Raw genomic sequence first — 12,924 nt, forward strand, 5'->3', positions numbered from 1 at the left:
GGCGGTGGCGACGACGACGAAGGCCCCGACACCGTCCGGCATCGGGGCCCGTCGCTTCGCCTGCTAGACCCAGGTGTCCAGCCACATGCGGCCGCGCCAGGAGTCCATCGGCAACATCTGGCCCGTGTAGATCGGCCAGAAGTAGATGAAGTTCCACGCGATCAGCAGGACCAGCACGCCCGCGCCGATCGCGCCCAGCGCCCGTCTGCGCTCGCTCGACCCGGCCGGGCCCAGCAGGGCGCCGATCATCATCGCCACCGCCAGGCACAGGTACGGGACGAAGACCACCGCGTAGAAGTAGAAGATCGTCCGCTCCTGGTAGTTGAACCAGGGCAGCAGACCCGCACCCAGCGCGCACGCGATCGCGCCCGCCCGCCAGTCGCGGCGGAAGAACCACCGCCACAGCACGTACAGCAGGGCGAAGCAGCCCGCCCACCACAGCAGCGGGGTGCCCAGGGCCAGGACCTCGCGGGCGCACTTGCCGGCCGCGGTCGCCGGGCAGCCGTCGGTGCCGGCCTCGGGGGACTCGTAGAAGTAGGAGACGGGCCGGCCCAGGACCAGCCAGCTCCACGGGTTGGACTCGTAGGTGTGCCCCGAGGTCAGGCCGACGTGGAACTTGTAGACCTCGGTCTCGTAGTGCCACAGGCTGCGCAGCCACTCCGGCAGGAACCCCAGCGAACTGCCCTGGTCGTACTTGGCCGCCCAGTCGCGCAGATAGCCGCCCTTGCCGTTGTCCGGACTGAGGATCCAGCCCGACCACGAGGCCAGGTACGTGACGATCGCCACCGGCACGGTCGAGACGAAGGCGGGCAGCGCGTCGCGGCGCAGCATCGAGGCGTACGGGGCACCCGCGCCCGCGGTGCGGCGCGCGGCGGCGTCCCACAGCACGGTCAGGACGCCGAAGAAGGCGAGGATGACGAAGCCGTTCCACTTCGTGCCCCCGGCCAGACCCAGGCAGACGCCCGCCAGGATCCGGTACGGCCGCCAGCCCAGCCGCAGCGTCTCGGCGATCTTCACGTCCGGCCGGGTCCGGCCCTCCTCGTCCACCGGCAGCGCGTCCGCGAGCCGGGCTCTGGCCCGGTCACGGTCGATGAGCAGGGCCCCGAAGGCGGCGAGCACGAAGAACATCAGCACCAGGTCCAGCAGCGCGGTGCGGCTCATCACCAGGTGCAGGCCGTCCACCGCGAGCAGCGCGCCCGCCAGGCAGCCCAGGAAGGTCGAGCGGAAGAGACGGCGCCCGATCCGGCACAGCATCAGCACCGACAGGGTGCCGAGCACGGCGGTCATGAACCGCCAGCCGAAGGGCGTGAAGCCGAACATCCACTCGCCCAGCCCGATCACCCATTTGCCGACGGGCGGGTGCACGACGTAGCCCGGGTCGGACGGCAGGGCGACCGCGTCCGGGTTGGCGAGGATCGAAGCGTCGATGTCCTTGGGCCAGCTCGCCTCGTAGCCCTGCCGGATCGTGGCCCAGGCGTCCTTGGCGTAGTACGTCTCGTCGAATATCACCGCCTTCGGGCTGCCCAGGTGCACGAACCGCAGCACTCCCGCGACCAGCGCCACCAGCAGCGGCCCCACCCACGAGACGATCAGCCGCCAGGTCCCCCATACCTGGGGCGGCAGCCCGAAGGTCATCCACAACTGCTTGGACGGCCTGGTGTACGGGGGCACCAGGCGGGTGCGGACGTCCGCGCGCGCGGAAGCGGCGGCGGGCGGCACGTAGCCGAAGCCGCGCAGCCGGCGCAGCCAGGTGGGCGGCTCGTCTTCGCGTCCCACCGGTGAGGCGGGCGGGGCCCCCGCGGGGCTGGGCGGCGGCGTCGCGGTACTGGTCACCGGCACATCGTAGGGAAGAGATCTGTGTGCGCCACCAGTGGCGGGGGGCGGCGGGGCACCGGGCTGAGAGGATGGGCGGGTGACAACTGACCAGCCCCGCGGTACCCAGCCCACCTCGACTGCCGTCACGGCCGGAGGCCTGATGGGCACGCTTGTGCTCGCCGGCACCCCCATCGGCGATCTCGCGGACGCCCCGCCGCGTCTGGCGGCCGAGCTGGAGCGGGCCGATGTGATCGCCGCCGAGGACACCCGGCGGCTGCGCCGGCTGACCCAGGGGCTCGGCGTGCACACCACCGGGCGCGTCCTTTCGTACTTCGAGGGCAACGAGTCGGCGCGCACCCCGGAGCTGGTCGAGGCCCTGGCCGGCGGGGCGCGCGTGCTGCTGGTGACGGACGCGGGCATGCCGTCGGTCTCCGACCCCGGCTACCGGCTGGTCGCCGCCGCCGTGGAGAAGGACATCAAGGTCACCGCCGTCCCCGGGCCGTCCGCGGTGCTCACCGCACTCGCCATGTCCGGGCTGCCGGTGGACCGGTTCTGCTTCGAGGGGTTCCTGCCGCGCAAGGCGGGGGAGCGCCTGGGCCGGCTGCGCGAGGTCGAGGGCGAGCGGCGCACGCTCGTCTACTTCGAGGCCCCGCACCGGCTCGACGACACCCTGGCCGCGATGGCCGAGGTCTTCGGCGCCGACCGGCGGGCCGCGGTCTGCCGCGAGCTGACGAAGACGTACGAGGAGGTCAAGCGCGGCGGGCTCGGCGAGCTCGCCGCCTGGGCCGCCGAAGGGGTGCGCGGGGAGATCACCGTCGTGGTCGAGGGCGCCCCGGCCGCCGCGCCCGGAGATGTGGACGACGAGGAGCTGGTGCGCCGGGTGCGGGTGCGCGAGGAGGCCGGTGAGCGGCGCAAGGAGGCCATCGCGGCGGTCGCGGCCGAGGCCGGCGTACCCAAGCGCGAGGTGTTCGACGCTGTGGTCGCGGCAAAGAACGCGGCACAAAAGGTGCCGTCGGTCGGTAAAGAGCTAGCCTGAAAGGCAAAGCTCAGACCGCGCACCGGGCGCTTTGGGGCATGAGTCGCCCAAAGACCGTCCAACAGTAGACAGGGCCTGATGCGCTCCCGCCCGTTGAGGCGTCCACTGGCAATGGCACCAGTGGAACAAGAGGAGCTGGCATGAGTGAGATCGCAGACACCCCGGTACCCGTCCCCGCCGCAGTCCCTGTCGCTGTGACCGCTTCCGACGTGCACACCGTGCACGAGGCCTACTCCTTCGCGTGCATGAGGTGCGGGTACGGCTGGGAGCAGGCGTACGCGATCGAGCACCACGTCGACGGCAAGGGCGAGCCGTTCATCATGTACAAGGTCAACGGCGAGCGGGTGCCCTCGCCCCTGTCCAACCCGACCTGCCTGAACTGCGGCGGACACGTCGTACGGATCATGCGGGCCGGGCAGGTCTCCTCGGTGCTGGGGATGATCGACCACATCTACCACCACCAGATCGCCCCCGGGATCGCCGGACCGGTGCCGGCCGGTGCGAACGTCCCCCGGACGCCGAAGCCGCCGAAGCCGCCGAGGCAGCGCAAGCCCGCCCGGTCGCACGCCTCCCCGGGGCCGGTGGCCGCCGATCCGGCCGGGGAGCGCCGGGGCCTGGTCTCCCGTCTGAAGGGGCTCTTCCGCCGGTCATAAGATCGGCCGTATGAGCACACGCGTGGAGAAGACGCAGCCCAAGGACGCACCGCCGCCGCTGCCCGAACCCCTCCGGGTGGCGGTGGCGGACTCGCACACCCACCTCGACATGCAGTCGGGGACCGTCGAGGAGGGCCTCGCGAAGGCAGCCTCGGTGGGCGTGACCACCGTCGTCCAGGTGGGCTGCGACGTGAAGGGCTCCCGGTGGGCCGCCGAGACCGCGGCCGCGTACGAGAACGTCCACGCGGCCGTCGCCCTCCACCCGAACGAAGCGCCGCGGATCGTGCTCGGCGATCCGGACGGCTGGTCGCGGCAGGGTGCCAGGCCGGGCGGCGGCGAGGCCGCGCTGGACGAGGCCCTCGCCGAGATCGAGGCGCTGGCGGCCCTCGGCCACGTCAAGGCGGTCGGCGAGACCGGCCTGGACTACTTCCGCACCGGGCCGGAGGGCATGGCCGCGCAGGAGCGTTCCTTCCGCGCGCACATCGAGATCGCCAAGCGGCAGGGCAAGGCGCTCGTCATCCACGACCGGGACGCCCACGCGGACGTGCTGCGCGTCCTGCGCGAGGAGGGCGCCCCCGAGCGCACCGTCTTCCACTGCTACTCCGGGGACGCCGACATGGCCCGCGAGTGCGCCGCCGCCGGGTACTACATGTCCTTCGCCGGGACCGTCACCTTCAAGAACGCCGCGCCGCTGCGCGAGGCCCTGGCCGTGGCTCCGCTGGAGCTGGTGCTCGTCGAGACGGACGCGCCCTACCTCACCCCGGCGCCGTACCGCGGACGGCCCAACGCGCCGTACCTCATTCCGCTGACGGTCCGGGCGATGGCCGCGGTCCGCGGCATCGACGAGGACGCGATGGCCACGGCCCTGGCGGCCAACACGGCCCGCGCCTTCGACTACTGACCGCCACTGGCGCACCACCCGCTCCGACACGCTGAGTAATCGTTTCGCTTTGGAGTGTGACGGCTCCTCCGCTAGGGTGCCGTGCCCGCACCGGAGGGTGCCGGATCACCAGTGGAGCGAGCGTCGTGAGCGATACGCAGGGCAGTCACCGCCGTGGCGGTCCCGTCCCCGAGGCGTACGAGGCCCAGCCCTTGGCCCAGCCCGTGGCCTGGCCGTCCGGTACGGGGGATCCCGGGCCCGCCGCGTGGGACCCGGAGCCGCCGGTCCCGGCTCCGGCCCCAGTCCGAGTCTCGGCCCCGGTCCCGGTCCCGGCCCCGACCCCGGTCCCGGCCCCGCGCGGCGGGCGCCGCCGCCGGGCCGGCCTGTCACCGGCCGAGCTGTCGCAGGCCGACACCCTGGCCGCGGTGCCCGTCGCGCCCGGCTCGGGCCGCCGCAGGGCCGCGGCCCCCGTGGCGGTGGCCCCGGCCGCACCCGCCCCCACGGTGCCGGGCCGCCGCCGCGCCCGGGGCCGCGGCGCCCCCGCCGAGATCCTCGGCGGGAACTGGCGGCGGATCGTGCCGCAGGCCCTCGTCGTCGCCTTCCTCGCGGGCGGCACCACGGCGTTCGTGGCCGCCGACAAGGCCGTACGGCTCACCGTGGACGGCGTCCCGCGCAACCTCCGCACCTTCGCCGACGACATCGGCGAGCTGCTCGCCGCCGAAGGCCTCGGCGTCGGCCCCCACGACCTCGTCGCCCCCGCCCCCGGCGAACCCCTCGACGACGGCGAGGAGATCGTCGTCCGCTACGGCCGCCCCCTGCACCTGACCCTCGACGGACAGCATCGCCAGGTGTGGACCACCGCCCGAACCGTCGAGGGCGCCCTGCGCCAGTTCGGCATCCGCGCCGAGGGCGCCTACCTCTCCGCCCCCCGCACCGCCCCCGTGCCGCGCGGCGGCCTGGCCCTCAGCGTCCGCACCGAACGCAGCGTCACCTTCATGGCCGACGGCCGCGAACGCACCATCCGCACCAACGCCGCCACCGTTCAGGAGGCCCTCGACCAGGCCGGCATCACCCTCCGGGGCCAGGACACCACCTCCGTACCGCCCACCGACTTCCCGCGCGACGGACAGACCGTCACCGTGCTCCGCATCACCGGCACCCGCGAGGTCCGCGAGGAGCGGATCCCGTACGAGACCGAGAAGGTCAAGGACCCCGAGCTGTTCGCCGGCACCGAGGTCGTCGAACGCGTCGGCCGCCCCGGGGCGCGCAGGGTCACGTACAGCCTGCGCACCGTCAACGGGGTCCGGCAGAAGCCGCGGCCCATCGCCGACGAGGTCGTCCGCGAACCCGTCACCCAGCTCGTCAGGGTCGGCACCACGGCGCTGCCGAGCTCCGTCGCCGGCGCCGACGGCCTCAACTGGGCGGCCCTCGCCCAGTGCGAGTCCGGCGGCCGCCCCTCCGCCACCGACGCCTCGGGGACCTACGGCGGGCTGTACCAGTTCGACGTCCGCACCTGGCAGGGCCTCGGCGGCAGCGGACGCCCGCAGGACGCCTCGGGCGCGGAGCAGACGTACCGGGCGAAGAAGCTCTACGTGCAGCGGGGGGCGAGTCCGTGGCCGCACTGCGGCCGTACGCTTTACCGGTGAGCACCGCAGAGCAGCAGCCCGAGAACACCGAGAACACCTCCCCCGCCGCGCCCGACGCCCTCCTCGGCCCGGCCGACATCAGGGAGCTGGCCGCCGCCCTCGGCGTACGCCCGACGAAGCAGAAGGGGCAGAACTTCGTCATCGACGCCAACACGGTCCGCCGGATCGTGCGCACCGCCGAGGTCCGCCCGGACGACGTGGTCGTCGAGGTCGGCCCGGGGCTCGGCTCGCTGACGCTCGCGCTGCTGGAGGCCGCGGACCGGGTCGTCGCCGTCGAGATCGACGACATCCTCGCCGCCGCCCTGCCCGCCACCATCGAGGCCCGGATGCCCGCGAAGAAGGACCGCTTCGCGCTGGTCCACTCCGACGCGATGCTGGTGACCGAACTGCCCGGCCCGGCGCCGACCGCGCTCGTCGCGAACCTGCCGTACAACGTGGCCGTGCCCGTCCTGCTCACCATGCTCGACCGCTTCCCGACCATCGAGCGCACGCTGGTGATGGTGCAGGCCGAGGTCGCCGACCGGCTGGCCGCGGAACCGGGCAACAAGGTCTACGGAGTGCCCTCCGTCAAGGCCAACTGGTACGCGCACGTCAAGCGGGCCGGCGCCATCGGCCGCAAGGTCTTCTGGCCCGCCCCGAACGTCGACTCCGGTCTCGTCTCGCTGGTGCGCCGCACCGAACCGATCAAGACCACCGCCACCAAGGCCGAGGTCTTCGCGGTCGTCGACGCCGCCTTCGCCCAGCGCCGCAAGACGCTGCGCGCCGCGCTGGCCGGCTGGGCCGGCTCGGCGGCGGGCGCGGAGGCCGCGCTGGTCGCCGCCGGTGTCTCGCCACAGGCCCGCGGGGAGTCCCTGACGGTCGAGGAGTTCGCGGCGATCGCCGAGCACAAGCCGGCGGCGGAGAGGCCCGCACTGTGAGCGTGCACCAGGCGCCCGTGACCGTACGGGTCCCCGCGAAGGTCAACGTCCAGCTGGCGGTGGGCGCGGCCCGCCCCGACGGCTTCCACGACCTGGCCAACGTCTTCCTCGCCGTCTCCCTGTACGACGAGGTCACCGCCACCCCGGCCGACGCCCTGACCATCACCTGCACCGGCCCCGACGCCGACCAGGTCCCCCTGAACCGCACCAACCTCGCGGCCCGCGCCGCCGAGATCCTCGCGGCCCGGGCCGGGATCGAACCCGCCGTCCACCTGCACATCGCGAAGAACATCCCGGTCGCGGGCGGCATGGCGGGCGGCAGCGCGGACGGCGCGGCGGCCCTGCTGGCCTGCGACACCCTGTGGGGCCTGAACACCCCGGTCGCCGAGCTGCTCGACATCTGCGCGGAGCTCGGCAGCGACGTCCCCTTCAGCCTCGTCGGCGGGGCCGCGCTCGGCACCGGCCGCGGTGAGCTGCTCACGCCGGTCGCGGCGGGGACGTTCCACTGGGTCTTCGCGGTGGCCGACGGCGGGCTGTCCACCCCGGCGGTCTTCCGCGAGTTCGACCGCCTCACCGCCTCCACCCCGGTCCCGGCCCCCGAGGCCTCCCCGGCGCTGCTCGCGGCCCTGGCCTCGGGCGACGCGGACGCGCTGGGCGCCACCTTGGCCAACGACCTCCAGGCCGCGGCGCTGTCTCTTCGGCCGCAGTTGGCGCGGACGCTGGCCTCGGGTGTGGAGGGCGGTGCGCTCGCCGCGCTGGTCTCCGGCTCGGGGCCGACGACGGCGTTCCTCGTCGCGGACGAGGAAGCCGCCGCCAAGGTCGCTGCCGCGCTCGAAGCCTCCGGCACCTGCCGGGCCACGCGGATCGCCTCCAGCCCTGCCCCGGGTGCCACGGTCCTGCCGTCCTGACCCCGCGGGTCCGCTGCCGGGGGCGCCGCCCCCGGACCCCCGCGCCTCAAACGCCGGCGGGGCTGAATGTCGAGGCGCGGGGTTCGGGGCGGAGCCCCGGATCTTTGGGCCCGGCCTACTCAGGCCGGAGTTGAGTATCCGCACCCTGTCGGGAGACACCCGGCAGGGGACACCGTGGCCCCATGACAGCTAGCGCACGCGCCCTGGCCGAGGCCACCCCCGCAGACCGTGACCGGTACGTCGACCTGCTGCGCGTCGCCTCGCTCGGCACCGTCATCGCCGGACACTGGCTGATGGCCGCCGTCAGCGGCGACGGCATAGGGAATCTGCTCGCCCTCGTGCCCGCCCTCCAGGTGCTCACCTGGGGGCTGCAGATCATGCCCGTCTTCTTCTTCGTCGGCGGGTTCTCGCACGCCCTGTCCTACCGCTCCCTGGCCCGCCGCACCGAAGGGCCCGTCTACGCCGCCTTCCTGCGGGCCCGGCTCCAGCGGCTGCTGCGCCCCACCCTCGTCTTCGTCCTGGTGTGGGCCGCGGCCGCGCTCGCCGTGCAGCTCGCCGGCCACGGCGGCGGAACGCTGACCGGGGCCGCGCTGCGGCTCGTCACCCAGCCGCTGTGGTTCATCGGGATCTACCTCGCCATGGTCGCCTTCACCCCGCCGCTGCTGAAGCTGCACGAGCGCCACGGCTGGGCCGCCTTCGCCGCCCTGGCCGGGGCGGCCGCACTGGTCGACGTACTGCGCTTCGCGCTCGGCGTCCCCTACGTGGAGTTCCTGAACTTCGCCCTCGTCTGGCTCGCCGTCCACCAGCTCGGCTTCCTGCGCGCCGACGGCCGCATCCGCAGGCCCGCCGTCCTCGCCGCCGCGGGACTCGCCTGCGCCGCCCTGCTGGTGGCGTACGGCCCGTACCCGCTGTCCATGGTCGGGATGCCCGGCGAGAAGGTCTCCAACATGGCCCCGCCCACCCTCGCCCTGCTCTGCCACGGCCTGTGGCTCGTCGGCGCCGTCCAGCTGGCGGCCGGGCCCGCCACCGCGTGGCTGCGCCGCCCGCGCGTCTGGCGCGGGGTGGTCGCGGCCAACGGCCTCGCCATGACCGCCTTCCTGTGGCACCTGACCGCCATGCTCGGCGTGTACGCGGCCCAGCTCGCCCTCGGCCTCGGCCTGCCGGCTCCCGCCACGGCCGCCTGGTGGGCGCAGGTCCCGGTACGGATCCTGGCCGCGGCCGCCCTGACGGGGGTGCTCGTCGCGCTGTTCCGCCGCTTCGAGGCGCCCCGGCCCGGCGCGCCCGCCTCCGTGCGGAGCTCGGGCGGCCCCGTCGCCGCCCTCGGGATCACCCTGTGCCTGCTCGGCATCCTGGGCCTGTCCATGACCGGCCTCGGCGGCCTGCTCGACGGGCACAGCGCCACGCTGATCGCCCTGCCCGTCACCGCGCCGGCCGCGATCGCGATGGCACTGGGCGGCTGGTATCTCGTAGAACGGTCTGCCCCGGCCCGGAGGGTTAGGCTGAGGGGCTGATCCACACCCTTTCCCTGGAGCGCGTCTGATGGCCGTCAATCTGGTCAATGTCGAGGCAGTCAGCAAGGTGTACGGCACACGTACCCTGCTGGACGGCATCTCCCTCGGCGTGTCCGAGGGGGACCGGATCGGCGTGGTCGGCCGCAACGGCGACGGCAAGACCACCCTCATCCGGATGCTCGCCAAGCTGGAGGAGCCCGACACCGGCCGGGTCACCCAGTCCGGCGGCCTGCGGATGGGCGTCCTCACCCAGCACGATTCCCTCGACCCCCGGGCGACCATCCGCCACGAGGTCATCCGTGACATGGCCGACCACGAGTGGGCCGGCAACTCCAAGATCCGTGACGTCCTCACCGGACTCTTCGGCGGCCTCGACCTGCCCGGCTTCGGCCAGGGCCTCGACACGGTCATCGGCCCGCTCTCCGGTGGCGAGCGCCGCCGGATCGCCCTCGCCCAGCTGCTCATCGCCGACCAGGACCTCCTGATCCTCGACGAGCCCACCAACCACCTCGACGTCGAGGGCATCTCCTGGCTGGCCAAGCACCTCCAGGAACGCCGCTCCGCGCTGGTCTGCGTCACCCACGACCGCTGGTTCCTCGACCAGGTCTGCACCCGCATGTGGGACGTGCAGCGCGGCGACGTGCACGAGTACGAGGGCGGCTACAGCGACTACGTCTTCGCCCGCGCCGAGCGCGACCGCATCGCCGCGACCGAGGAGTCCAAGCGGCAGAACCTGATGCGCAAGGAGCTGGCCTGGCTGCGCCGCGGCGCCCCCGCCCGGACTTCCAAGCCGCGCTACCGCATCGAGGCCGCCAACGAGCTCATCGCCGACGTGCCGCCGCCGCGCGACACCTCCGAGCTGATGAAGTTCGCCAACGCCCGCCTCGGCAAGACGGTCTTCGACCTGGAAGGCGTCAGCGTCCACGCCGGTCCGAAGGAACTCCTCAAGCACCTCACCTGGCACCTGGGCCCCGGCGACCGCGTCGGCCTCGTCGGCGTCAACGGCGCCGGCAAGACCTCCCTGCTGCGCGCCCTCGCCGAGGCCGCCCGCACCCAGGGCGAGGTCCAGCCCGCCGCCGGAAAGATCATCGTCGGCAAGACCGTCAAGCTGGCCTACCTCTCCCAGGAGGTCGGCGAACTCGACCCGTCCCTGCGCGTCCTGGAGGCCGTCCAGCGCGTGCGTGACCGCGTGGACCTCGGCAAGGGCCGCGAGATGACGGCGGGCCAGCTCTGCGAGCAGTTCGGCTTCACCAAGGAGAAGCAGTGGACGCCGGTCGGCGACCTCTCCGGCGGTGAGCGCCGCCGTCTGCAGATCCTGCGCCTGCTGATGGACGAGCCCAACGTCCTCTTCCTCGACGAGCCCACCAACGACCTCGACATCGAGACCCTGACCCAGCTGGAGGACCTCCTCGACGGCTGGCCCGGCTCGATGATCGTGATCTCCCACGACCGCTTCTTCATCGAGCGCACCACCGACACGGTGATGGCGCTGCTCGGCGACGCGAGCCTGCGGATGCTGCCGCGCGGTCTGGACGAGTACCTGGAGCGCCGGCAGCGGATGATCGAGGCGGCCGCCCCGGCGCCCGTCCAGTCCACGGGCGCCGCGAAGTCCACCGCCTCGGGGGACTCGCGCGCCGCGAAGAAGGAGCTCCAGAAGATCGAGCGGCAGCTGAACAAGCTGTCCGACCGCGAGGGCAACCTGCACGCCCAGATCGCCGAGAACTCCACCGACTACGACAAGGTGGCCAAGCTCGACGCGGAGCTGCGCGAACTCCTCTCGGACCGCGACGATCTGGAGATGCGCTGGCTGGAGCTGGCCGAGGAGGCCTGAGCGGGACCGGGCCGGGGCAGTGATAGAAAGGTCATCCTCCCCGACCTCCTGATGCCGAAAGCGTGCGCTGATGACCGAGCTGCCCCAGCCCTCGAACCAGCCGCCGACGCCTTCCGGTTACGGGCACCTGCCCGGTCCGCCGCAGCAGGGGTACGGGTTTCCGCCGCAGGGTGAGAACCCGTACGCCCAGCAGCCCGCGTACCCGCCGCAGCCGCCCACCGTGCCGCAGCAGGCGGCGGGGCCCGGCGGTTCCGGTTCCGGTCCCGGCATGGCGCCGAAGAAGAAGATGGTCCTGCTGGTCGCCGCTTCGGTGGCCTCCGTCCTCGTTCTCGGGGGCGTCGGCTACGTGGCCTTCTCCGGCGACGACAAGGACCCGAAGCCGGTCGCGCAGGAGCCCGCCGACGCCAAGCCCTCCGGGTCCCCCTCCGTGGACAAGGGCGACGGCAACGGCGACGGCGGAGGCCAGCAGACGGACCTCAACGCCGGCCGCAAGCAGGGGGAGGACAAGGTCCTCTGGCTCAAGACCACCAAGATCGACGGCCCCGGCATGGGCGTCGCCGCCGCCGCCCAGTGGGTCATCGGCGACACCGTGGTCAAGAGCCTCTGGAAGAACCTCACCGGCTACGCGGTCACGGACGGCAAGGAGAAGTGGACACTCCCCTTCCCCGCGCAGATCTGCTCCGTCGCCTCGCAGACCACGGCCGAGGGCAGGACGGTCGTCATGTACCGCGACGGCGAGGGGGAGAACACCTCCTGCACCCAGCTGCGCGTGGTCGACCTCAAGACGGGCAAGGAGGCCTGGTCGAAGGAGGTGCCCAAGGAGGGGCTCTTCGACATCTTCACCAGCCCCACGCTGTCCATGATCGGGGACACCGTCACCGTCAGCCGCGGCGGCAACGCCAGCGCCTTCAAGATCAGCAACGGTGACAAGCTCTTCGCGAGCCCTGTGGGCGACGGCTGCAACCCGGACTCCTACGAGGCCGGCAACGGCAAGATGATCGCCCTCGTCACCTGCTCGGACGAGGACTCGACCGCCGAGGTCCACGGCATCGACCCCGTCACCGGCGCGAAGGGCTGGGCCTACCGGCTCCCCGCGAAGTTCAAGGTCACCAGCATCTACTCGGTGAACCCGACCGTCATCGACATCGGCAACGAGCAGACGAAGCAGCGCTCCATCGTGGTCCTGGGACCCGACGGGAAGCAGACCGCCACCCTTGCCGGCGAGGGCAGCTTCGCCGTCGGCTGCGGCGACACCGGCGTCTTCCGGTCCCTGGCGACCTGCCCCTCGGCCGTCGTCGACGCGGGCACCCTCTACCTGCCCACCGCGGCGGGCACCGGCAAGGCCAACGAGATCGTCGCCATCGACCTGGCCACCGGCAAGGACAAGTGGCGTGTCCCGGCCGGGGACAAGCGCACGCTCACCCCGCTCAAGGCCGTGAACGGGCAGCTGATCGCCTACCGGAAGGCCGAGCGGGAGCAGGGCGGCGAGGTCCTCTCGATCCCGGCCGCCGGTGGCACCCCGACCGCGCTCCTGCGCCACCCCTCGGGCCCCGCGGCCCCGATCGAGCGGACCTTCACCCTCCCGAAGCTGGACTACGTGGACGGACGGTTCTTCATCTCCTCCACCCACCTGCGGGCCCAGGGCCAGGACGAGAAGCTCCTGATGGTCTTCGGAAAGTGAGGACGCGTCCGGGTTGGCGCAGGGCTCCGCTAACTCGACCCGGACC

General features: G+C 73.0%; 10 protein-coding genes. 9 read left to right on the forward strand and 1 reads right to left on the reverse strand.

The annotated features are described in order from the left end of the window. Nucleotides 1-63 precede the first annotated feature (63 nt). Nucleotides 64-1,833 carry a dolichyl-phosphate-mannose--protein mannosyltransferase gene (locus ACFY04_RS26210; RefSeq protein WP_389120128.1) on the reverse strand — a complete coding sequence of 590 codons (1,770 nt, stop codon included), beginning with the start codon at nucleotides 1,831-1,833 and terminating at the stop codon, nucleotides 64-66. 142 nt (nucleotides 1,834-1,975) lie between these two features. On the opposite strand from ACFY04_RS26210, the gene rsmI reads away from it, so the two are divergent. The 9 genes from rsmI to ACFY04_RS26255 all read left to right on the forward strand — a co-directional run bounded on the left by rsmI (nucleotide 1,976) and on the right by ACFY04_RS26255 (nucleotide 12,878). Continuing rightward, a complete protein-coding gene (gene rsmI, locus ACFY04_RS26215; protein ID WP_389120130.1) occupies nucleotides 1,976-2,851 on the forward strand; it encodes a 16S rRNA (cytidine(1402)-2'-O)-methyltransferase in 876 nt (291 codons plus the stop codon). Nucleotides 2,852-2,991: 140 nt separating this feature from the next. Next, on the forward strand, nucleotides 2,992-3,504 hold the full coding sequence (locus ACFY04_RS26220) for a hypothetical protein (protein WP_389120131.1): 513 nt from the start codon (nucleotides 2,992-2,994) through the stop codon (nucleotides 3,502-3,504). A gap of 10 nt (nucleotides 3,505-3,514) precedes the next feature. After that, nucleotides 3,515-4,405, forward strand: coding sequence for a TatD family hydrolase (locus tag ACFY04_RS26225; protein WP_389120134.1), 891 nt, complete (start codon nucleotides 3,515-3,517; stop codon nucleotides 4,403-4,405). 125 nt (nucleotides 4,406-4,530) lie between these two features. Beyond that, the gene (locus ACFY04_RS26230) at nucleotides 4,531-6,030 is read left to right on the forward strand and encodes a ubiquitin-like domain-containing protein (RefSeq protein WP_389120135.1); all 1,500 of its coding nucleotides are present in this window, start codon (nucleotides 4,531-4,533) and stop codon (nucleotides 6,028-6,030) included. Beyond that, a complete protein-coding gene (rsmA, locus tag ACFY04_RS26235; RefSeq protein WP_030717038.1) occupies nucleotides 6,027-6,947 on the forward strand; it encodes a 16S rRNA (adenine(1518)-N(6)/adenine(1519)-N(6))-dimethyltransferase RsmA in 921 nt (306 codons plus the stop codon). Before ACFY04_RS26230 ends, rsmA begins: the two co-directional genes overlap by 4 nt. Then, nucleotides 6,944-7,855 (forward strand): 4-(cytidine 5'-diphospho)-2-C-methyl-D-erythritol kinase, encoded by a 912-nt coding sequence (locus ACFY04_RS26240; RefSeq protein WP_389120138.1) that lies wholly within the window; start codon nucleotides 6,944-6,946, stop codon nucleotides 7,853-7,855. The genes rsmA and ACFY04_RS26240 overlap by 4 nt, the downstream gene beginning before the upstream one ends. A 182-nt stretch (nucleotides 7,856-8,037) precedes the next feature. Beyond that, nucleotides 8,038-9,366, forward strand: a complete 1,329-nt coding sequence (locus ACFY04_RS26245; RefSeq protein ID WP_389120141.1) for an acyltransferase — start codon at nucleotides 8,038-8,040, stop codon at nucleotides 9,364-9,366. Between the two features lie 28 nt (nucleotides 9,367-9,394). Continuing rightward, nucleotides 9,395-11,197, forward strand: coding sequence for an ABC-F family ATP-binding cassette domain-containing protein (locus ACFY04_RS26250; protein ID WP_389120142.1), 1,803 nt, complete (start codon nucleotides 9,395-9,397; stop codon nucleotides 11,195-11,197). Nucleotides 11,198-11,267: 70 nt separating this feature from the next. Continuing rightward, nucleotides 11,268-12,878, forward strand: coding sequence for a PQQ-binding-like beta-propeller repeat protein (locus tag ACFY04_RS26255; RefSeq protein WP_389120145.1), 1,611 nt, complete (start codon nucleotides 11,268-11,270; stop codon nucleotides 12,876-12,878). The last annotated feature ends 46 nt before the right edge of the window (nucleotides 12,879-12,924 follow it).

The sequence above is a fragment of the Streptomyces sp. NPDC001549 genome, assembly GCF_042894025.1.
GTDB classification, from domain to species: domain Bacteria; phylum Actinomycetota; class Actinomycetes; order Streptomycetales; family Streptomycetaceae; genus Streptomyces; species Streptomyces kutzneri.

Excerpts from the sequence above, each read along its gene's own strand:
- rsmI (WP_389120130.1), top strand. The coding sequence starts at position 1,976 with ATGGGCACGCTTGTGCTCGCCGGCACCCCCATCGGCGATCTCGCGGAC.
- ACFY04_RS26255 (WP_389120145.1), top strand. The coding sequence starts at position 11,268 with ATGACCGAGCTGCCCCAGCCCTCGAACCAGCCGCCGACGCCTTCCGGT.
- ACFY04_RS26245 (WP_389120141.1), top strand. The coding sequence starts at position 8,038 with ATGACAGCTAGCGCACGCGCCCTGGCCGAGGCCACCCCCGCAGACCGT.
- ACFY04_RS26225 (WP_389120134.1), top strand. The coding sequence starts at position 3,515 with ATGAGCACACGCGTGGAGAAGACGCAGCCCAAGGACGCACCGCCGCCG.
- ACFY04_RS26220 (WP_389120131.1), top strand. The coding sequence starts at position 2,992 with ATGAGTGAGATCGCAGACACCCCGGTACCCGTCCCCGCCGCAGTCCCT.
- ACFY04_RS26250 (WP_389120142.1), top strand. The coding sequence starts at position 9,395 with ATGGCCGTCAATCTGGTCAATGTCGAGGCAGTCAGCAAGGTGTACGGC.